19 protein-coding genes, 1 pseudogene and 1 riboswitch are annotated in these 21,391 nt (G+C 54.8%); of the genes and pseudogenes, 7 read left to right on the forward strand and 13 right to left on the reverse strand.

Annotated elements, in window-relative coordinates; genetic code table 11:
* Nucleotides 1-35 precede the first annotated feature (35 nt).
* Nucleotides 36-818, forward strand: coding sequence for a formate dehydrogenase accessory sulfurtransferase FdhD (gene fdhD, locus F3J38_RS19625; protein WP_370661733.1), 783 nt, complete (start codon nucleotides 36-38; stop codon nucleotides 816-818).
* On the opposite strand, the gene F3J38_RS19630 is transcribed toward fdhD, so the two are convergent.
* Nucleotides 815-1,591 (reverse strand): DeoR/GlpR family DNA-binding transcription regulator, encoded by a 777-nt coding sequence (locus F3J38_RS19630; RefSeq protein ID WP_167141145.1) that lies wholly within the window; start codon nucleotides 1,589-1,591, stop codon nucleotides 815-817. The two genes, fdhD and F3J38_RS19630, sit on opposite strands and share 4 nt — an antisense overlap.
* Nucleotides 1,592-1,764: 173 nt before the next feature.
* Here F3J38_RS19630 and F3J38_RS19635 point away from each other — a divergent pair, with 173 nt between their 5' ends.
* The 5 genes and pseudogenes from F3J38_RS19635 (at nucleotide 1,765) to F3J38_RS19655 (ending at nucleotide 6,307) form a co-directional block, all read left to right on the forward strand.
* Entirely contained in the window at nucleotides 1,765-3,105 is a 1,341-nt protein-coding gene (locus tag F3J38_RS19635) for an aspartate aminotransferase family protein (RefSeq protein ID WP_167141147.1), read from the forward strand.
* 228 nt (nucleotides 3,106-3,333) lie between these two features.
* Nucleotides 3,334-3,951 (forward strand): superoxide dismutase [Mn], encoded by a 618-nt coding sequence (sodA, locus tag F3J38_RS19640; RefSeq protein WP_034827730.1) that lies wholly within the window; start codon nucleotides 3,334-3,336, stop codon nucleotides 3,949-3,951.
* 265 nt (nucleotides 3,952-4,216) lie between these two features.
* Nucleotides 4,217-4,714: pseudogene (locus F3J38_RS19645) on the forward strand (DUF2778 domain-containing protein).
* The gene (locus F3J38_RS19650) at nucleotides 4,695-5,195 is read left to right on the forward strand and encodes a hypothetical protein (RefSeq protein WP_167141149.1); all 501 of its coding nucleotides are present in this window, start codon (nucleotides 4,695-4,697) and stop codon (nucleotides 5,193-5,195) included. The pseudogene F3J38_RS19645 and the gene F3J38_RS19650 overlap by 20 nt, the downstream one beginning before the upstream one ends.
* A 125-nt stretch (nucleotides 5,196-5,320) precedes the next feature.
* Nucleotides 5,321-6,307 (forward strand): VirK/YbjX family protein, encoded by a 987-nt coding sequence (locus F3J38_RS19655; RefSeq protein WP_167141151.1) that lies wholly within the window; start codon nucleotides 5,321-5,323, stop codon nucleotides 6,305-6,307.
* Nucleotides 6,308-6,314: 7 nt separating this feature from the next.
* On the opposite strand, the gene F3J38_RS19660 is transcribed toward F3J38_RS19655, so the two are convergent.
* The 12 genes from F3J38_RS19660 to F3J38_RS19715 all read right to left on the reverse strand — a co-directional run bounded on the left by F3J38_RS19660 (nucleotide 6,315) and on the right by F3J38_RS19715 (nucleotide 19,757).
* A complete protein-coding gene (locus F3J38_RS19660; RefSeq protein WP_038643877.1) occupies nucleotides 6,315-6,677 on the reverse strand; it encodes a YibL family ribosome-associated protein in 363 nt (120 codons plus the stop codon).
* 112 nt (nucleotides 6,678-6,789) lie between these two features.
* Entirely contained in the window at nucleotides 6,790-7,335 is a 546-nt protein-coding gene (gene mtlR / locus F3J38_RS19665) for a mannitol operon repressor MtlR (protein WP_205298337.1), read from the reverse strand.
* A 64-nt stretch (nucleotides 7,336-7,399) separates the two neighbouring features.
* On the reverse strand, nucleotides 7,400-8,548 hold the full coding sequence (gene mtlD, locus F3J38_RS19670; RefSeq protein ID WP_167141155.1) for a mannitol-1-phosphate 5-dehydrogenase: 1,149 nt from the start codon (nucleotides 8,546-8,548) through the stop codon (nucleotides 7,400-7,402).
* A 93-nt stretch (nucleotides 8,549-8,641) separates the two neighbouring features.
* Entirely contained in the window at nucleotides 8,642-10,567 is a 1,926-nt protein-coding gene (locus F3J38_RS19675) for a PTS mannitol transporter subunit IICBA (protein ID WP_167141156.1), read from the reverse strand.
* 480 nt (nucleotides 10,568-11,047) lie between these two features.
* A complete protein-coding gene (locus F3J38_RS19680) occupies nucleotides 11,048-11,761 on the reverse strand; it encodes a DUF3053 domain-containing protein (protein WP_167141158.1) in 714 nt (237 codons plus the stop codon).
* 236 nt (nucleotides 11,762-11,997) lie between these two features.
* Nucleotides 11,998-13,596, reverse strand: a complete 1,599-nt coding sequence (locus F3J38_RS19685; RefSeq protein ID WP_167141160.1) for a gamma-glutamyltransferase family protein — start codon at nucleotides 13,594-13,596, stop codon at nucleotides 11,998-12,000.
* 9 nt (nucleotides 13,597-13,605) lie between these two features.
* A complete protein-coding gene (locus F3J38_RS19690) occupies nucleotides 13,606-14,487 on the reverse strand; it encodes an ABC transporter permease (protein ID WP_167141162.1) in 882 nt (293 codons plus the stop codon).
* Between the two features lie 2 nt (nucleotides 14,488-14,489).
* Nucleotides 14,490-15,431 (reverse strand): ABC transporter permease, encoded by a 942-nt coding sequence (locus F3J38_RS19695; RefSeq protein WP_034827746.1) that lies wholly within the window; start codon nucleotides 15,429-15,431, stop codon nucleotides 14,490-14,492.
* 17 nt (nucleotides 15,432-15,448) lie between these two features.
* Nucleotides 15,449-16,966: an ABC transporter substrate-binding protein gene (locus F3J38_RS19700; protein WP_167141164.1), complete on the reverse strand. Its 1,518-nt coding sequence runs from the start codon at nucleotides 16,964-16,966 to the stop codon at nucleotides 15,449-15,451.
* Between the two features lie 18 nt (nucleotides 16,967-16,984).
* Complete coding sequence (locus tag F3J38_RS19705; protein WP_167141166.1) at nucleotides 16,985-18,046, reverse strand: ABC transporter ATP-binding protein; 1,062 nt, start codon at nucleotides 18,044-18,046, stop codon at nucleotides 16,985-16,987.
* Nucleotides 18,043-19,038, reverse strand: coding sequence for an ABC transporter ATP-binding protein (locus tag F3J38_RS19710; RefSeq protein ID WP_167141168.1), 996 nt, complete (start codon nucleotides 19,036-19,038; stop codon nucleotides 18,043-18,045). The genes F3J38_RS19705 and F3J38_RS19710 overlap by 4 nt, the downstream gene beginning before the upstream one ends.
* A complete protein-coding gene (locus tag F3J38_RS19715; RefSeq protein WP_167141170.1) occupies nucleotides 19,035-19,757 on the reverse strand; it encodes a FadR/GntR family transcriptional regulator in 723 nt (240 codons plus the stop codon). Before F3J38_RS19715 ends, F3J38_RS19710 begins: the two co-directional genes overlap by 4 nt.
* A gap of 408 nt (nucleotides 19,758-20,165) precedes the next feature.
* Nucleotides 20,166-20,260: riboswitch (guanidine-I (ykkC/yxkD leader) on the forward strand.
* A gap of 62 nt (nucleotides 20,261-20,322) precedes the next feature.
* On the opposite strand from F3J38_RS19715, the gene F3J38_RS19720 reads away from it, so the two are divergent.
* Nucleotides 20,323-21,381: a putative urea ABC transporter substrate-binding protein gene (locus F3J38_RS19720; RefSeq protein ID WP_167141172.1), complete on the forward strand. Its 1,059-nt coding sequence runs from the start codon at nucleotides 20,323-20,325 to the stop codon at nucleotides 21,379-21,381.
* Nucleotides 21,382-21,391: the final 10 nt, after the last annotated feature.

A 21,391-nucleotide genomic window follows, 5' to 3' on the forward strand; every position in this document is an offset into this window, starting at 1 on the left:
TAAAAGCACAAGAAAGTCACCAGAGTGTGAGTGAGATCAAAGGCGCAGCGCAGGCGCAAGTCAGACAACGGCGCGATATCACCTTGGCTGAAACCGATTGGTTGGCCGAAGAGGTGCCCATCGCGCTGGTGTACAACGGTATTTCTCATGTGGTGATGATGGCAACGCCCAATGATTTGGAGGCGTTTGCGCTCGGTTTCTCGCTCTCAGAGGGCATTATTGATAAGCCAGAAGAGATTTTCGGTATGGATGTGGTGCCGGGCTGCAACGGTATCGAAGTGCAAATCGAACTCTCCAGTCGTCGCTTTATGGCACTAAAAGAGCAGCGCCGCGCGATGGCGGGACGCACCGGCTGCGGCGTGTGTGGCGTGGAGCAACTCGACCAAATCGGCAAGCCGCTGCAACCTCTGCCGTTTACCCAAACCTTTGATCTGGCCAATCTCGATGCGGGTTTGGCACAACTGCGCGATTATCAGCCCATCGGCAATCTTACTGGATGCACGCACGCCGCGGCATGGATGTCGCTCCAGGGGGAATTACAGGGGGGGTGTGAAGATGTGGGCCGCCATGTGGCGCTGGATAAATTGCTCGGGCATCGCAGCCAGCAGCCGTGGCAGCAGGGTGCCGTGCTGGTCTCCAGCCGCGCCAGCTATGAAATGGTGCAGAAGTCGGCGATGTGCGGGGTGGAGATTCTGTTCGCGGTTTCGGCGGCGACGCAGCTTGCCGTGGAGGTTGCCGAGCGTTGCAATCTGACACTGGTGGGATTCAGTAAGCCAGGACGCGCCACGGTTTATAGCCATCCGCAGCGCTTGCGTTAAACCACCTGCACCTGTGGCAATGCTTGCTGTAACGCCGCCAGCGCGCCCGCTTTGGCGGGTCCGCTATCGCAGATTAGCAGATCCACTTCACTAATCGGCGCGTACAGGGTGCGACTTATTACGCCGAGCTTGCTGTGGTCAGCTAATAACAGGGTGCGATGGGCTTGCTGCACCATAGCGCGGGCAATCGCGGCTTCGTGTGGATGGAAACTGCTGGCACCGTTTTTTGCATCAATGCCGACTGGCGACAGCAAAGCGACATCGGCGCGGTAGCGATAAATTTCACCGACTGTCATCTCCCCCCGTGTTTGCTGTGCGCCCGCCATCATCATACCGCCGAGTAAAATCACCTGATTATTCAGCGTGTCATGCTCTTCAGCAGCGCTCAATGCCAAAGCAGCCTGCAAACTGTTGGTGATGATGGTGAGGCCGGACATGGTGCGCAGCTCCTCAGCCAGCATAGTAGTGGTGGTGCCGGCATCGAGAAACAGCGTCTGGCCTGGCTGCAAATGCTGCGCTGCCGCTACAGCGATGGCGCGTTTTTCTCTCGCCTGCGCGTTGCGACGTACCTGTAACGGCGGCTCCGGCTGGCTATCCACTGCCACCAATCCCCCGTGTACGCGGCGTGCTAGACCCTGTGCTTCCAGTTCAATAATGTCACGCCGCGCCGTTTCCCGGGAAATACCCAACTCTTTAATGATGCGCTCGGTGCTGACCTGATGCTGCGTGGTCAGTAGGGCACGAATGCGGTGTAAGCGGGTTTCCTGCAGCATGACTTTTCCCTGTGACGTAATGATCTGGGCCTAAGCTTACCTGAGTGTCATCACGGCGTCATGTGTATTTGGTTGTATTTGTGTATTTGGTTGCATTTATCAATAAAGCAGGCATGATATCTGCAAATGGTTATACATCATGCACCCCTTTCACCTTCGCAACGGGAGTTACCATGGCTACACGTTCCACCATCATGGACACCAACAGTTTTCGTGCTGAGCACGCCGAGGGTCTGGATGCGGCAACCCGCCAGCTGACAGACAAGCGCAGCAAAGTGTTGGGCGAGTCATATCGCCTGTTTTATCGTAAACCGGTGCATCTGGTGCGCGGGGAAGGGCAGTATTTGTGGGATGCCGCAGGCAACAAATATCTGGATGTGTATAACAACGTGGCGAGCATTGGTCACTGCCATCCGGCGGTGATTGAAGCGGTGAATCAGCAGATGAAAATGCTGAATACCCACACCCGTTACCTGCATGAACGTATTCTGGATTACACCGAAGAGCTGCTGGCAACCACGCCAGACGCCATCGACCGTGCCATGTATATGTGTACCGGGTCGGAAGCTAACGATTTGGCGATTCGTGTGGCGCGCGCCTACAGCGGCGGTACCGGGATTATTGTGTCGCAGGAGGCCTATCACGGCACCAGCGATCTCACCTCCGGCGTCTCACCAGCACTGGGTAGCGGCCAGCCACTGGCGGCCACCACGCGCCTGGTTTCACCGCCCGATGCCTACCGCGTCAATGCGCCTGATCTCGGCGAATGGTTTGCCAACGAAATCCAGAAACAGATCGATGACATGAAAGCGCACGGCATCAAGTTTGCAGGCTTCCTCGCGGATTCAATCTTCTCTTCTGACGGTGTGTTACCGAACCCTCGGGGCTTCCTGCAAAAAGCAGTGGATGTGGTGCACGCCAACGGCGGTATTTTTATTGCTGATGAAGTGCAGCCAGGTTTTGGCCGAACCGGCGATGCCTTCTGGGGCTTTGCACGTCACGGCGTGGTGCCAGACCTCGTCACCACGGGTAAACCCATGGGCAACGGTATTCCGGTTTCTGGTCTGCTGGCGAAAAGTCATGTGCTGGCCGCGTTCAGCGATGATATCCCTTACTTCAACACTTTCGGGGGTAATCCCGTGGCGATGGCGGCCGCCCAAGCGGTGTTGACCGTCATTAAAGAAGAGGGCTTACAGGAGCACAGCCGCATGGTGGGTGCCAAGCTACTTGCAGAGTTGCTGAAGTTGATGGATCGCCATGACAGCATCGGCGATGTCCGTGGCGCGGGTCTGTTTATTGGTTTTGAGTTGGTGCAAGACCGTGATAGCAAAACGCCAGACAAAGCGCTGGCGCTGGACCTCACTGAGAAGCTGCGCGATCACCACGTTTTGACATCCGTGGCAGGGCCGTATGGCAACGTGCTGAAACTGCGTCCGCCGTTGGCGTTCCAGGAAGCAGACATCGACTGGCTGGTGGGCGCGTTGGACAAGTCACTGACCGAATTGGGTCGCTAAAATACCGCAGCGGTATCAGGATGATGATCCGGGTCGCCATCAATGGCGACCCGGCATACACAAGGTGTAACCCTGCGTGCGGTGCTTTTCCCAGATTCATCAAATCCTTATCATTACTAAGGCATTGATAACCCTTTTCCCGATCATGATTTTAACTATAATGATCCGACTGCTTACGCGGCACCCTGTAAAGGTGATGCTGTAAAACACTAAATGGAGAGGAAGAACATGAGTTATTCACTGCCATCCCTGCCTTACGCATACGACGCACTGGAACCACACTTCGACAAGCAGACGATGGAAATCCATCACTCTAAACACCACCAGGCTTACGTCAACAACGCTAACGCAGCGCTGGAAGGTACCGAATTCGCTAACCTGCCGGTTGAAGAACTGATCGCTAAATTGGATCAGCTGCCAGCAGACAAAAAAGGTCCACTGCGTAACAACGCAGGCGGCCACGCTAACCACAGCTTCTTCTGGAAAGGCCTGAAACTGGGCACCAGCCTGCAAGGCGAACTGAAAGCAGCCATCGAAAAAGATTTCGGCAGCGTTGAAGCTTTCCAGGCTGAGTTTGAGAAAGCTGCTACCACCCGTTTCGGTTCAGGCTGGGCGTGGCTGGTGAAAAAAGGCGACAAGCTGGCTGTGGTTTCTACTGCTAACCAGGATAGCCCACTGATGGGCGAAGCCATCTCTGGCGCATCTGGTGAGCCAATCATCGGTCTGGATGTGTGGGAACACGCATACTACCTGAAGTATCAGAACAAACGTCCTGATTACATTAAAGCGTTTTGGAACGTGGTGAACTGGGACGAAGCAGCTGCACGCTTCGCTGCTGCTAAGTAAGTTCTGGATAACGTCCACTGATAGCTGGAACTCCTAAGTGCCAGTTAGCATAAAAATATCAACACCCTGCTGGCGCTGAGCGAACAGGGTGTTTTTTTATATCTGAACCATGAGCAAAATACAGCGAGGATGTTTTATTAAAAAATGTCTATTTAAATTATTAAGTTGTTTTTGTGAGAGCCCGCCATTTTTTAAAGTATTAACCAAAATAAATAATTCCTTGTTGATATGGTAACCCTTGTCAACCAACAGGGAGGTTCGCAGCATGCCAATTGAAGGGAAATTTACGGTCAATGATGCACATTGGTCGCCATTGAAGATCTTAGGCATTGGGGAGTTTATAGCTTTTTCTGGTCAAGGAAGTTACAGAAATCATGGAGGCTGTGCTCATATTCCTGGCCAGGGGCCGATTCCACCGGGTAAATATTGGGTTGTTGATTGAGCCATGGGCGGCAAGTTGAACCAGTTGAAGAATTACGTTAAGGACTTATGGACGGGGAACGACCACTCAGAATGGTTTGCTTTATACCGCGATGATAATCAAATCGACGATTATACGTGGATTAAAGGCGTCGAAAGAGGCCAATTTCGCTTGCATCCTGGAAGTATTTCAGAAGGTTGTATAACATTGCCTCACTACGTTGATTTTCAACGGATAAGGCAAGGGTTATTACGAACAAACAAGATCTGGGTACCGGGCATGGCTGGATTAAAATCTTACGGGACAATTGAGGTGGTGGCCAATGGCACAACTTGCCCGTAAAGCCCTTTTAATGATATTTAGCTTGGTAGTATCGGGTGTTTTATGTTTACAACAGCCTGTAAATGAATTGATTCACCGACTAGTCTGGAACCATGTAAGTCATAATATTGCTAATCAACTCACCCTCTCCATTGATGGACGTGCAGATCCGGAGCCTTATGACTCATTGATATTTTATCTGACTACTTACGTTTTTTTTATATTAAGTGTTATGTTTTATGGTTTTTTTAAATTTATATTATTTGAAAGTAAAAAAAAGAGCATAAGCTCGGCATTATTGGATTTATTAGTGAACATTGGGAAAACGGTGTTCGTGCTGACAACCCTCTTGGGTACTATCTACCTTATTCCCTCCGAGATTGGAGAAGGTTCACAGCACACGAGCTTAATCATGGCAGTATTGCTGCTTATATCAGCATTAGCAACCTTCACCCTGTACCAGCTATTACGATTGCTTTTCAAGCGCCTTGGGTGGGCTTGATCCATCCTATCTTTAAACAAAAAATAAACGAAAATTTGTTACGGCGATCTTTTGGTCTCCATTAACTCGCCGTTGATAATTTGGGTCATATAGTTCTGTCTGTTCTCACGTAAAGAAATATAATTATGTCTACGATTACACATTCCGAGCCGAAAAATATTGCTTCGGCAGCGCTGTTTTTGCCTTTAGTTAGTGGTAAGTATCGTCCTAATAAGTTGTGGGATAGCCAAGTTTTTCGCCTTAAATTTGCCTTAAGGTCTCTGGTTTTTCCTGCAACTACCTTTAATTATCTCAACCAGCTATCACAACTGTCTTTTTTATCAGAGTTGATTAAGAGCCAAGGATTATTGCCTGCAAAGCCGCACCGTCCCTATTTATCTGCCAAGATGAGTGTGGCACAGCGAGCACAAGCGATTCTTGATCACTATCAACTGATAGATCAGCTTGATAACCCGACGCTTCGTCAATTACTGCTTAGCTCTGCAAGTAATTTGCTCGCCAGTTTTACGGGCAAGAATAATGAGCAGTTTGCTATATTGTGCAGTTCCGGTTTTTACGACCGTGAAGGTGAAGTCACGTTGGTATTGCGTTATCAAGACGTCACTATAGCCTCGCTCTCTTTTTCCATTATTCAGGAAAAAGGCAAGCGCACATTATTGATTGGTGGATTGCAGGGACCGCGTAAACACATCTCTAACGATGTGATCCGCGATGCGACTAAAGCTGCACATGGCCTCTTCCCAAAACGTTTGTTGATGGAAGCGGTATTTATTCTGGCGCAGCAGTGTGGTGTGCAAACGATAACTGCGGTGGGGGATACCACGCACGTCTTCCGCAGCCTGCGCTATCGCCACAGTAAAGGTGATAAGTTCTTTGCCAGTTACAGCGAGTTTTGGTTGTCGCTGGGCGGAGAAGCACGAGCCGATGAACTGTTTACGTTGCCGCTACAGATGGAAAGGAAAGCGCTGGAAGAGATTGCCAGCAAGAAACGTGCGGAATATCGCCGTCGCTATGCACTGCTGGATGCGCTAAACACCCAAGTGCTACAGGCAGCAGGGATTGAACCCGTGACGGAGGAGAGCGCAGAACGCGACGTATCACACGCCGCGTAAAGGCTTATCAGAACGGCTGCTTCGCGTAGCCGGTCATCACCTTCAAACCCATCTCACGTCCGAGCGCGGTCATTGGATGCACCACCACCAAGCCGCGCACGCTCTTCTTAAATGCGCCCATGTTGGCTTGTTCTTTCTTGGTGATCTCACGGCTGAAGCCCAGTTTTTGCAACTGTTGCGCTTCTTTGCTCAGCTTTTCGTCGCGTACGCTACGCAGACGTTCGATTTCCTGCACCAGCTTCTCTTTTTCACGCAGCAGCTCGCCGAGTTTTTCGGCATCGCCAGATTCAAGCAGCTGGGGTTCTTTGCGATTCAATGCGTCCAGTTGGTCACTGAGCAGTTTGATCTCGGCTTTTTCTTGTTCTTTCATCAGGGGAAACTCGTTAAGGAAAACAGGCAAAGGATACATCAAATTGGGGCACATTTGCAGCAGAGTGGGGATTTGCGATGCGGCGAAGTGTAAGGGCGCAGTGCACAGGCCCTTAAATCGCGGGCTTCTTAAATGCCTGCTTGTGCGAGATACGCGATATCAGTTCGGTCAGTGAGAGCACCATGGTGGAACGGACCATTTGCAGATAGCGCTGTTGTTGCATACTGCGCAACGCATCATCATCACGGGTGAAATCCGGTTGTGGCGGCCAGGCAACCACGCAATGCAATTCACCGAACGGGCCCAGGATCTCATCGTCAGTAAAACGATAATCGTTGGTATCGTGATTTAACTCTTCACGCAGCGCCAGCAACAGCTCGCAGTCTTCGTATTCATGACGATTAATCACACCCAAACCGTAAATAAGCTTCAGGCGTACTGAGAGCTCACCCAGTGGGCCATCGCCTAGCAACAAGGGTTCAACCGCATACTTCACGGCATAGTCGTCTTTGCGGAAAACCTGTAACACCAGCAGGTTCACCGCTTCGGCAAGTAACTCAACGGCGGCGATCAGGAAGCTTCTCACCGATCGACCGGCGTTCAGGCGCTCAAGCACCCGGTTTTCAAAAGCTTGCTTCTCTTCCATTATTGCCTGCATCGTTCAGATACCGCCGACGGGCACGGAAAATGCCGTGCCCGAGTGTGCTATTAAAGGGCGCGCATTATGCCATAGCGTTGTAAGCACTCACCACTGAGGTGACCACTTCGCTATTGGCTTCCAGCCCTGAGATCTCCGCCAGCGTGTCCTGTGGCCCTTTTTCAGCCAGCAGTGTGGCCAGTTCTTGTGCCTGTGGGTCGGCTTCGCTGCGATAGTGCATCGCGGCTGCAATCCCCTGCACCAGATTGGTGTGTGGCAGCTGGTATTCAAGGGTACCCAGCGTAGGTTTGATCAGACGGTCGCCTGCGCTCAGTTTACGCAACGGCTGGCGGCCAACACGCTCCACATCATCCTTCAGGTAAGGATTTTCAAAACGAGTGAGGATTTTCTGGATGTAAGCAGCGTGCTTGTCGGCATCAAAGCCGTAGCGCTTGATCAGTACTGCGCCGCTCTCCTGCATCGCACCCTGTACCACTGCACGCACCTTCTCATCCAGAATGGCATCACGGATGGTGGCGTGGCCGGCTAACTGACCAAGATACGCGGTGATGGCATGGCCGGTGTTCAGCGTGAAGAGTTTGCGCTCCACAAACGCCATCAGGTTGTCAGTCAGCTCCATGCCGGGAATGTTCGGCAATTCACCTTTGAACTGGGTTTTGTCTACAATCCACTCGCTGAAGGTTTCAACGGTCACTTCCAGCGGATCGTTGCTACCGGCTTCGGACGGCGGCACGATGCGATCTACAGCAGAGTCAACGAAGCCAACGTGCTCTTCAACCCACGCGTGATACTGCTCTGGTAGCGCTTTCAGCACATGCTGTTTCAGCTGGCTGGTGCCGCGCACCATGTTTTCACAAGCAATGATGTTCAGCGGACGGACATTACCGCTATCACTGCGTTTGGCCAGACCCTTCGCGACACCGCCTGCAATGCGCTCCAGAATTTGTGGACCAACCGCCGTGGTAACGATATCAACCTCAGCAATCAGCGTGACGATATCGTCGCTGGTGCTGTTGACTGCACTCACACCTTTAACAATTTCAACTTTTGCCTGCTCGCCAACCACGTGAACCGGATACTCATGACGGGCGTTAAGGGCATCAAGAACCACCTGATTCACATCCGCGAACACCAGTTCGATACCGGCATCTGCCAGCAACTTACCAATAAAACCGCGGCCGATGTTACCTGCTCCAAAATGTAACGCTTTCATAAAGTTGACCCATATCAAATGACGAAAGGGCGGGCAAATCCGCCCCGGATAAGTGGGACGGGCTTGCCCGCCCCAGGGAAGTTAAAACGCGATTTACGCTTTAGGTGACAACAATTCCAGCACTTCCTGCACGCTGGTGGTATTCGCCAGCTTCTCGATCACGCTGTCATCATCCAACGCGTTAGTCAGGCTGGTAATCACTTGGATGTGTTCGTTATTGCGAGCCGCAATACCAATTACCAGGCGAGCCACGTCATCCGCATCTTCACCAAACAGCACACCCGCCGGATACTGGCAGAACACCACGCCGGTTTTCAGCACACGATCTTTTGCTTCCACAGTACCGTGTGGAACGGCGATAGACTCACCCAGATAGGTTGGAGTCAGCTTCTCACGCTCCAGCATCGCTTCAACATATTCTGGCTGAACGTAACCGCCTTTCACCAACTGCTCACCGGCAAAGCGAATCGCCTGCTCTTTGTTGCTGGCACTCAAGCCGAGGAACACGTTGTCCGCGCCCAGTTTGAACAGATGTGAACTGCCGTCGTCATAGCTGTCAGCCAAGGTGGTCTGCACGGTTTCACGATGCGCTTCGCTGCGATTTGCCGCCACCAGACGCTCGGTCAGGTTGCTGTAAAGCGCGCTATCAAGGAAGTTGTTCAGTGAAATGTGCTGAGCCTGTGGCGCCTGACGCATAGCGCGCTCGGTCAGATCGCGGTGGGTAATCACCAAATCGACGTCGCCCGGCAGCGAGTTAATTGCGCTGTTGGTCACTGAGATGTTGCTCAGACCGGCATCCTGCACTTTCTTACGCAGCACACCTGCACCCATGGCGCTGGAACCCATACCGGCATCACAGGCCACAATGATTTTACGCACGTGGCTCACGTCAACGCTGTTGGCATCGGCAATAATCGGAGAACCGGCAACGGCCTGGCCTTTTGACTGTGCTTTCATGTCACGCATACGCTGGGTAGCGGCTTCGATATCATCATCTTCTTTCACTTTGCTGGTTTTCAGCAGGATTGAAGAGACCACGAAGGAGACCGCAAACGCAGCAATGATGGCAGCGATGTTAGCGAAGTAAGCGCCTTTAGGTGTCATTGCCAGTACTGCCAGGATTGAACCTGGAGAAGCAGGAGACACCAGACCACCGTTCAGTACGGTCAGGGTGAACACACCGGTCATACCACCGAGGATTACCGCCAACAGCAGACGTGGCGCCATCAGTACGTACGGGAAGTAAATTTCGTGGATACCACCAAGGAAGTGGATGATCGCTGCACCGCCAGCAGACTGTTTGGCGCTTCCGCGACCAAAAATCATGTAGGCAACCAGAACGCCCATACCCGGACCTGGGTTCGCTTCAATCAGGAAGAAGATAGATTTACCGGCTTCGCTCGCCTGCTGGATACCCAGTGGAGAGAAGATACCGTGGTTGATGGCGTTATTGAGGAACAGGATTTTGGCCGGTTCAACAAAGATAGAGGTCAGTGGCAGCAGGTTGTTCTGCACCATCAGGTTTACGCCCGCCGCAAGGATGTGTGACAGACCTTCAACTAATGGACCGATGCCGATGAACGCCAGCAGCGCCAGCAACATACCGATGATACCGGCAGAGAAGTTGTTAACCAGCATCTCGAAGCCGCTTTTGATCTTACCATCAACCATACGGTCAAAGGTTTTGATCGCCCAGCCGCCCAGCGGACCGGCAATCATCGCGCCGAGGAACATCGGCATATCCGCACCGACGATCACGCCCATGGTCGTAATGGCACCCACCACGCCGCCGCGATCGCCGCCTACCAAGCGTCCACCGGTGAAACCGATCAACAATGGCAGCAGGTAAGTGATCATTGGGCCGACGAGCTTCGCCAGCGTTGCATTTGGAATCCATCCGGTTGGGATGAACAGTGCAGTGATGATACCCCAGGCGATAAACGCACCGATGTTAGGCATCACCATGTTACTCAGAAAGCGACCAAAGCTCTGAACCTTGACCTTCGCTGATGAGGACATAAACCCACCCCTTATTGAGACGCGCTGCAATAAGAGCGCGGTTGTTTTTGTTAAGACTTTTATTGAGCCGTTCCGGCGCGGGCCGTGGCATCACTGTATGCACGCGGACTCTAGCACTAGTTTATTACGCTGCGTAGCATCCGGGGTAAGTGTGATGCAGATCACTATAAATTGGGGTGATGAGGGGGCTATAAGGTGATGTTGATCACACAATTAGAGTGTAAGAAAAGTACGATGGCTAAAATATAAGCAAAACAAGGTGATAAATGTGACTTAAGTCACCATTAGGGCTGTTCGATTTGTTTCATAAATGTGATTTGGATCACAAACAATTTTTGGTTGAAAATGCGCCAGATCACACAATGGTGAAGCAGAAAACCGAGCTGTAAGGAAGTGACGAAAAATCTGAAAAAACAGCCGCGATATTAACGGCTGTAGAGGCGACCTTGAGGTCGCCCGCGAAGTCACTAAAGCCTGAGGTTACAAACCACCCTGCACGGCATTTTGCGCTTGAGTCAGCGCCTGTGCGTTGCTGGAAAGGTTGCTCATTAAGGTATTGTACTGCGTGGCCTGTTCCTGGGTCGGGAACTGCACACCGCTATCGTTGAAGGTCACACGGGTACCCTGTGATTGCAGATAGTCACCCGTTTGTACCGCAGCCTGACTCAGCGCTTGCAGCTGTGGCAGAAGCGGAATCAAGGTGCCAGCAGGTTGCGTGACCACTTTGGCATAGAGGCTGTCATAAACTTTCTTCAGATCGTCTGGCTGCTTAAGTGTGGCTTTGCTGCTGTCGGCCTGCATTTTCGCGCTCTGAATCTGCTGTGACAGCACGCTCAGATTGCCACTCGCCTGACGCAGACTGTCACGACGCGTCAAATAATCCTGAGGCACGCGAATCGCAGCCAGTTCATCAACCACGGGTCGCATACCTTGTTCAACCGCCTGATTGGCCTGCTGTGAGAAGCCATACAAAATGGCGTAGTCGCTGGCGTAGTTACCGAAAGTCTGCTTCTGGTTTTCGCTCAGGCTTGGCAGATGTTCGCCGCTACGCATCGCGGTGTTCTGCAGGAAATCGGTGAAAGCTTTACGCTGATCGCCTTCTTTATCGCCACAGGCGGTAAGTTGCAGCACAACCAGTGCGCTGATCATAAGCATGCCGGTACGCATCCAGATGCGGGATAATCCTGACGCCATGTTGAACTCCTGTTATGGCTAACTAAATTCGATTCGGTGGGGATGGTCCTAAAGAATAGTGCAATGGCCTGGTGTGTACAACGGGTTGAGGCGCGGCAAACGGTGGGAAAAGGCGCACTCTGGTGCGCCGAATGAGGGTAATAAAAGAAATGTGCGATTGCGGGCAGCCCTAAAAGCCATAAACACCCAGCCGCATCAGCCTGTTTGCGCTGATAAGACGCAGGTGCGGTGGCGATTTAGAACACCAGTGCTTGCCCATCCTTTCGGCTTTCAGTGGCGGCAATGTAGAAGCCCTGCGGGTCACGCACAATCGCCTGTGCCCCGCCGAAGTTATAGCTTTGCAGCGGATCTTCCACCGTAATCTGGTGACCCATTTCGCGCAGTTTCGCCAGCACGTTACGGTCGATACCCGGTTCAACCACCACTGCGCGACCTTGCTCGACGCGCCAGCGCGGTGCATCAATGGCTGCCTGCGGATTCTGCTTGTGCTGCATGATGCGCAGCGCCAGTTGCAGATGCCCCTGCGCCTGCATCGGGCCGCCCATCACGCCAAACGACATCAATGGCTGTCCCGCCGCATCCAGCGCAAACGCCGGAATAATGGTGTGGAACGGACGTTTGCTGCCGGCCACCACGTTCGGATGCTGCGGATCAAGTGAGAAGCCGCAACCGCGATTCTGCAAGCTGATGCCGGTGCCTGGCACCACCACGCCCGAACCAAAGCCCATGTAGTTGGACTGAATAAACGACACCATCATGCCGCTGGCATCGGCGGTCGACAGATATACGGTGCCGCTCTGCTGCGGTGAACCGAAGGTAAAATCCCCGGCCTGGTCAGGATTGATCAGCTGAGCGCGCTGCTTGAGGTAGCTGTCGCTGAGCAGCAACTCTGCTGGAAATTCCAGATGGTCGTAATCGGTGACGTAACGATCCAAATCGACCAGCGCCAGCTTCATCGCTTCAATCGACAAGTGCAGCCACGGCACGGAATCCGGCGTGTAGCTGCCGATGTCCCACTGCTCCAGAATGCCGAGCGCAATCAAGGTCGCGATGCCCTGACCGTTGGGCGGGAGCTCCTGCACCGAACCCTTGGCAAACGGGCGTGATAGCAGATCCACCCAATCGGCACGATGGTTGTTGAGATCGGCCATGCTGAGCGCTGCGCCGTGCTGCTCGGCAAATGCCACTATTTTCTCGGCCAGCTCACCCCGATAGAAGGCTTCACCCTTGGTTTCGGCGATTTTCTGTAACGTCGCGGCCTGCGCTGGGTTACGGAACAGTTCCCCGGCACGCGGCGGTTGGCCGTCTGGCGCAAAGCACTCGGTAAAGCCTGGCTGGGATTTCAGTTTGTTGTAGCCGCGTTGCCAAAGATGGGCGATCAGCGGCGAAACCGGGAAGCCGTCACGCGCATATTCAATGGCCGGTTGCGCCAGCGTGGTCAGCGGCAAGGTGGCAAAGCGTTCTGCCAGCGTGACCCAGGCAGAAACCGCACCTGGCACGGTCACCGCTTCCCAACCGATTTCAGGCATGGTGCTCTGTCCTGCAAAGCGTTCTGCATTCCAGCTGGCGGGGGATCGGCCGGAGGCATTTAAGCCATGCAGCTCTTTTCCATCCCAGATAATGGCAAATGCATCGCTGCCGATGCCGTTGCCAGTCGGTTCCAGCACCGTCAGCGCCATCGCGCTGGCAATCGCTGCATCCACTGCATTACCGCCCTGTTGCAACATGCGCATCCCCGCCTGTGCGGCCAGCGGCTGTGACGTGGCGACCGCATTGCGGCCCATCATTGGGGCGCGGTGCGAGGCATAACTAACGTTGAAATCCAAATCGCTCATAACGGTTCCTTAATGTGAGTCATTGCGCGGATCAAGCGCGTCGCGCAGTCCGTCACCCAGCAGATTGAAGCCCTGCACGGTGAGAAAAATCGCCAGCCCAGGGAAAATCGACATCCAGGGTGCCTGTTCCAGATAGCCCTTAGCGGTGTTCAGCATCGCGCCCCAGGAAGGTGAGGGCGGCTGTTGGCCGAGTCCGAGGAATGACAGGCTGGCTTCGGTAATAATGGCGGAAGCAATCGCCAGCGTGGCCTGCACCAGAATCGGTGACAGCACGTTGGGCAACACATAACGCAGGATGATCCAGCGGTCCGGCAAACCGATGGCGCGCGCCCCGTCGATATACTCTTCATGGCGGATGGCAATCACCTGGCCGCGCGTCAAACGGGCAAAGATCGGCATGGCGGAAAGCCCAATGGCGATCATCGCATTGGATAAACTCGGCCCAAGAAACGCACCCAACGCAATCGCCAGAATCAGAAACGGGCAGGCCAGCAGCGCTTCGATAAAGCGCGAGATAATGCCATCGCACCAGCCCTGCCAGTAACCGGCAATTAAGCCCAGCGGCACACCAATCAAAATGGCAATCATCACGGAGATGCAGCCTGCCAGCAGTGAGGTGCGCGCCCCCCAAATCAGACGCGACAGAATATCGCGGCCCAGCTCATCGGTACCCAACCAGAACAGCGCGGAAGGGGCTTTGCGCACGGCAAGGAAGTTTGCCTTGATCGGGTCGGCCGGTGCCAACCAAGGGGCCAGCAACGCCACGGCTACAAACAGCAGCACGATCACTGTGCCGATCAGCGCGCTCTTATTACGCAGAAATTTCTTCAGCACCCGGCGGTTGGGCTTTGCAACCGCAGGCACTGCGCCTGCTGTTAACACCTCGCTCATGGTTAGCCTCGCATTTTCGGGTTAATTAACAGATAGAGCACATCGGCCAGCAGGTTCAGCAGCAGGAAGCCGATCGCCACCACCAGCACCACGCCCTGAACCACCGCGTAATCACGGTTAAACACCGCATCGACAATCATCTTGCCGAAACCGGGTAGGGTGAAAACCTGCTCGGTTAACACCGCACCGCCCAGCAGCTCACCAAACAGCAAGGTGGTGAGCGTGACGATCGGCATCAGCGCGTTACGGAAGGCATGCTTCAGCACCACTTTGGGGGCCAGCAGACCTTTGGCGCGCGCGGTGCGGATGTAATCAGCCTTTAGCACGCTGATCATCGATGCTCGTGTATGGCGCATCAGTGTGGCGGCGAGGCCAGTCCCTAGCACTAAAGCGGGCAGCAGCAGCGTTTTCAGGTTCTGCGCCACATCTTCACTGATGGGTACAAAGCCGGAGGCCGGTAACCATTGCAGATGCACGGAAAACAGCAGGATCAGCAGAATGCCTAGCCAGAAATGCGGCACCGATATGCCGGAGAGCGCGACAAAATTGGTGGTGTGATCGACCCAGGTGTCTTTGCGCACCGCCGCGATAATGCCCATGCTGATGCCAATCCCCAGCGCAATCACCATCGCCAGCAGCGACAGCTCCAGCGTTACCGGTAACTTACTGGCGATCAGCGAAGTCACCGGCTCTTTGGTGCGCAGTGACATGCCCAGATCCCCCTTCAGCGCATTGCCGATCCACGAGAAATACTGCGTGGGAATCGGATCATCCAGGTGATATTCCGCCCGCAGCTGTGCGATGACCGCGGGATCGCGCTCCTCACCCGCCATCGCCAGCACCGGATCGCCCGGCAGCAGCTTTTGCAGCGCAAACACCATGATGCTCACCAGCAGCAGCGTGGGGATCGCCAGCAATAAGCGTTTAACAATCAGTTCCAGCATCATCGCTCCTCAGCGGTTTACTGCGCCAGGCTCACACCCGCGAGGCGTACCAGACCATCAGGCCAGGCTTTAAAGCCCTGCAGTTTTTTTGTCATGCCAAAGATGCGCGGCTCGAAGTAGAGATAGGCAATCGGCATATCGGTTTGCAGCTGATTCACCACCTTGGTGTACAGCGCCTGACGCTGCGCCTGATCGTTGGTGAGGCGTGCGGCACTCAACCACTCATCAACCTGGGCATTGCTGTAGCGACCGTCGTTGAGCGTGCCTTTGCTGTTGATAAACGAGTAGATGCTGCCGTCGGGATCGGGACGGCCGGACCAGCCGGATAAGCTGAGCTGGTAATCGCCACGCTGCTGACGATCCAGCAAGCTGGCGAACTCACTCATCTGCAAGTTGAGGTTAATGCCCGCTTCACCGACCATCGCCTGAATCACCTGGCCGACCTGCTGTGCGGTTGGGTTGTTGGTGACCAGCAGCGTTAGATTGAGCGGCGTGGTGACACCCGCCGCCTTCAGCAACGCTTTGGCTTTCTCCACATCGCGTGTACTGATTGGGGTGTTGACGTGATAGGGACTGACCGGTGAAAACGCCTGGTTGGACGGGGTATATAACCCTTCAAACGCCACCTGATTCAGCGCGTCGCGGTCAATTGCCAGCGAGAAGGCTTCGCGTACACGCGGATCTTTCAGCGGACTGTTGGCGTCTGCCTTGCCGTTATTGATATTGAAAGTGATGCCCTGATAGCCGAGGCCGGTGACTTTGGCCAGCGCCAACTTGCTGTCGCCTTCTACCGTTTTCACATCGCTGGCCGCGACGCCTTCCGTCAGGTCGAGATCGCCTGCGCGCAGGTTGGCGAGACGCACTGAGGCATCCGGGATCGGCAGGAAAATCACTTTATCGAAGTGGTATGCGCTTTTGTTCCAGTAGTTTTCAAAGCGGGTTAGCACGATACGGTCCTGCTGCACGCGGCTGGAAAACTGATACGGACCGGAGCAGACAGGATGCGTCGCGAAATCTGGTTTTTTGGCCGCTTCCGTTGCCAGCATGGCGCCAGCGCGGTCGGTGAGCTGGCTGAGCAGCGCCGCATCCGGTGTTTTCAGGTGGAATTTCACCTGCATCGGCCCGCTCACTTCCACGCTTTCAATAGAGGATATTTCGCTTTTACGCAGCGAGCCCGGCAGCGTCAGTGCGCGCTCGATATTGAACTTCACCGCGTTTGCATCAAACTTCTCGCCATCCTGGAAGGTCACTCCCTCGCGCAGGTTCATAGTCAGGGTTTTGCCATCGTCGCTCCACGCCCAATCCGTTGCCAGGCCGGGCACCACTTTCAGGTTCTCATCCACATCCACCAAGCGGTCGCACATAGCCGCAAACACGAAACGTCCGTAATAGGTGCGCGCCAGATGCGGATCGAGCATGTCCGGGTCGGCTCCCAGGCCAATGCGAATCACGCTTTCCGCCTGACTGTGTGCACTGGCACCGAGTAAGAGCAGGCCGCTTAAGGCCGTGAGTAAGGATAAACGAGCTTTCTTCACAGGCGAATCTCCAGAGGGTTAGGCTTGTTGCTTGACCGCCTGCTCAAACAGCGCGCGGCGACGTAAAAAGGCGGCAGAAGGTGGTGCAATCACGATGACGCTGCGATCGCGGTTAATCTCTTGCCAGCGATGACAGGCAATCTGGCGGCCACCGCTCAGCACTTGGTTAATGGGTTCAAACTGACGGCAATCCGATGTCGCCCATGGGCAGCGGGTGTGAAAACGACAACCACTGGGCGGATTGGCTGGATTGGGCAGATCGCCCTGCAACATCGGAATCTGGCGGCTGACACCCGGTTGCATCTGCGGCGCGGAGGCGATCAGCGCTTGGGTGTAGGGGTGCAGCGGCGCATCAAAAATCTCGTCCACGGTGGCGACTTCAACAATCTGTCCGAGGTACATCACTGCCACGCGATCGCTCATATGGCGAATCACCGCCAGACCGTGCGCCACGATGATCATCGTCAGGCCAAACTGCTGTTTCAGGCTTTCCAGCAGATTCACCACCTGCGCCTGCACGGAAACGTCTAAGGCGGAAACTGGCTCATCGCCCAGCAGCAATTTGGGTTGGGAGGCGAGGGCACGGGCGATGCCGATACGCTGACGCTGACCGCCGGAAAATTCGTGCGGATAACGCTCTGCCCAGGCCGCAGGTAAACCCACGGTGCGAAGCAGTTCCGCAACACGAGCATGGCGCGCCTCTCGGCTCAGTTTTTCATGCAGCCACAGCGGCTCGCCGACAATCTGTTGCACCGTCATGCGTGGATTCAGCGAGGCAAAGGGGTCTTGAAAGATGATTTGCAGTTCACGGCGTAGTTGATTAAGGCGTGCGCCGCTGGCATCGGTAATGCTTTCACCCTGGTAGAGTACTTCCCCGGCGCTGGCGGCCAGCAGACGCAGCAGCAAACGTCCCAAGGTCGATTTGCCTGATCCTGACTCGCCGACAATGGCCAGCGTTTCGCCCGGCATCACCTGTAACGACACGCGATCCACCGCCGTGGCGCCGCGATTGCGTTTGAGTAAGCGGTTGGGCCCGGCGAAGGTTTTGCTTAAATCGCGGCACTCTAAAATCGGTTTCATGCGGTCTCTCCCAGCGTGACATGCTGTTCCAGTGGGGCGCGGAAACAGGCAACCTGATGATCGTTCGCCAGTGCACGCAGTGCTGGGCGGTTGTGCTGACAGCGGAGTTCGGCAAACGGGCAACGATTGGCAAAGCGGCAGCCCGCAGGCATGTTATCCGGCAGCGGAACCTGGCCGGGAATTGTCGCCAGGGCGCCGCTGCGCGCGCTCAGGCTGGGAATCGACCCCATCAGACCAATGGTGTACGGATGCTGGGGATCGTTGAAAATCGCTTCCACGCTGCCGGTTTCCACCACCTGACCGGCGTACATCACCGCGACGCGCTGCGCGACTTCGGCCACCACGCCCAGGTCGTGGGTGATCATCAATACGGCGGTACCGGTTTCCTGCTTCAGGGTATTCAGCAGCGCCAGAATCTGTGCCTGAATGGTGACGTCGAGCGCGGTGGTTGGCTCATCGGCGATCAGCAATTTTGGATTGTTAATCAATGCCATGGCGATCATCACACGCTGGCGCATGCCACCAGACAGTTGATGGGGATAGGCTTTCAGACGCATCTCCGGCGCGGGGATTTGCACTTTTTGCAGGATCGCCAGTGCCGCTTCCATCGCGGTGCGGCGATTAACATGGCGATGGCGCATCACTGCTTCACTCAGCTGGTCGCCTAGGGTAAAGGCCGGGTTGAGCGAGGTCATTGGCTCCTGGAAAATCATCGCCAGCTGATTGCCGCGCAGGCTGGCGTAGTCGCTGGCGCTGAGATCGCGCAGGCTGCGCCCGTCGAACTGCATCTCGCCCTGTAAAATCTCAGCGCTGGCGGGTTGCAGGCCCATCAATGTGAGTGAGGTGATGCTTTTGCCGCAGCCCGATTCCCCAACCAGTGCCAGCGTCTCACCGGCATGCAGCGTCAGAGAGATGTCGTCCAATACCGTGACGGGCGAACCGCGAAACTGCACACGCAGATTGCGAACGGCAAGCACCGGATGATCGTTCATGGCGTCTCCTCTTGATGGCTGTAAAGCGCTTCAAGCAGCGCCTGTTGCAGCGCCAGTAAGTGTTCGCGCATTGCGGCAGCGGCTTCATGCGGCTGGCGTTGCGCGATGTGATTCACCAGGCGCTGGTGATGGTCGTCGTAGTTGTTGAGGCGAGCGGGCGTGCGCGCCTGCACCCGCAGATGTTGCCAGCCCGGATCGCGGCGCACGGCATCCACGGCATCGAATAATCCCAGCATCAAGCGATTTCCGGCGGCTTCGGCGATGGCGCGATGAAAGGCGCTGTCCCACAGTTCGTGCTGGTCGCCATCCTCTGGGGCAGTGATGCCATTCATGCGTTCCAGCAGGCGCTTCATCAGTGCAATCTGCTCTTTACTGGCGCGCAGGGCGGCCAGCCGCGCCAATCCTGGTTCCAGCTGCAAGCGGGCTTCCATCACCTCCAGCAGGTTCGACTGCTGCGGCAGATCGTGCAGCGCCAGCGGCTGTACCGGTGCCGCCGGGCCAACAAAGGTGCCTTTGCCCTGTTTGCGCCAGATACGTCCCTCCTCTTCCAGCACGTCGAGGGCGCGGCGGATCTCACGGCGTCCGACGCCAAAACGCTCCGCCAGTTCACGTTCCGTGGGCAGCGCGCGGTCGGGCTGCTGCTCCTGTTGCTGGATCAGTTGGCGCAATTGCTCCAGTGCAGAACTGGAGTTGCGGGCGCTATCTGACGTGTGACTCATGATTGGTTCGCCTGTTTAAGCATCAGAAAAAGATCGGTAATCCCGGATTAACCAGCACTTTTACTGATGAAAGGCTGAGCAATCGGCTTTATCAGCTTAGGCAAGAAGCGAACCAATATTGAATTGGTTCAAAGATGACAGGCACGTGACAGGAATAACCCTTTGAACAGTAAGTAAAAGTTTTTTCGGGCTTCGTTTAAAACTGCGAGGTGCATCAATATTCGCGGAGGAAGGTGCGCTTCATGTTGGTGCGCCTGCGCTGCATGACTGTGCAATACACTAGAGGTTAAAGGCGTTGTTCAGATAAATAGTGTTAAATTTCAATATTTTGAAATATTGGCACTTTTTTTGAATGTGTTTAAACAGATGCAGGAGCGATTGCGGGTAACCGACGTCGCCAGACAATTTGCAATGGGTCACTAGGGTTCCGGTCGAAAGATGCTGGTCCGAGAGTGACCGACCGTCCTCTGACGGTTACACGGCGGGACAAAAGCCCGGGAGGAAAGCGAGATCGTTGCTCGCCGCCTCCTGCTTTTTTTCGCCCGTTAACGCCAGAGGAACCATCATGATCAAAGCCTGCCTTCGCTTGCTGTTGCTTTGCACCGTCGCACTATTCAGCGTCAATACGCTGGCTGCCGACAAACCCTCCTTCAAGATCTGTTGGTCCATTTACGCGGGCTGGATGCCATGGGATTACGCCCAGCAGAGCGGCATCGTGAAAAAATGGGCCGATAAATACGGCATCGACATTCAGTTTGTGCAGGTCAACGACTACATCGAATCGGTGAACCAATACACCGCTGGTGGCTTTGACGGCTGCACCATGACCAACATGGATGCGCTGACCATTCCAGCGACCGGCGGCGTGGACAGTACGGCGCTGATTGTTGGCGACTACTCCAACGGCAATGACGGCATTCTGCTGAAAGGTAAAGGCAACATCGCCTCGCTGAAAGGCAAACCGATCAATCTGGTTGAACTCTCTGTGTCACATTACTTGCTGGCGCGTGCACTGGAAAAATCCGGCATGAGCGAGAAGGATGTCAAAGTGGTGAACACCGCTGATGCCGATCTGGTGGCGGCGTTTGGCACCTCGGACGTGCACTCTATCGTGACCTGGAACCCGCTGCTGGCCGAAGCAGAGAAGCAGCCGGACAGCCATTTAATTTTCTCTTCAGCACAAATTCCTGGCGAAATTCTCGATTTGCTGGTGGTGAATAGCGCCACCTTGAAAAAGTATCCGCAGCTGGGCAAGGCGCTGACCGGTGCCTGGTATGAAACGCTGAAAACCATGTCCGGCCCAAGTGACAGCGCCAAAGCTGCCCGCACGCAAATGGCGCAGGCTTCCGGCACCGATCTGGCGGGCTTCGATCAGCAGTTGGCCGCCACTCACCTGTTTAGTGATGCCAAAACCACCCTCGATTTTGTCGATAGTCCGCAGCTGAAAGCCACCATGCAGCTGGTCGCAGAGTTCTCCTTCAAGCACGGATTACTGGGCGAAGGCGCACCGAGTGCCGATGTGGTGGGCGTGGAAACGCCAGCAGGCAATTGGGGCGATACCAACAACCTGAAACTGCGCTTCACCGATGAGTTCACCAAACTGGCCGCTGCGGGTCAGCTATAAGCGAGACGAT

It is taken from the genome of Candidatus Pantoea formicae, from assembly GCF_011752625.1.
Classification (GTDB): Bacteria; Pseudomonadota; Gammaproteobacteria; order Enterobacterales; family Enterobacteriaceae; genus Pantoea; species Pantoea formicae.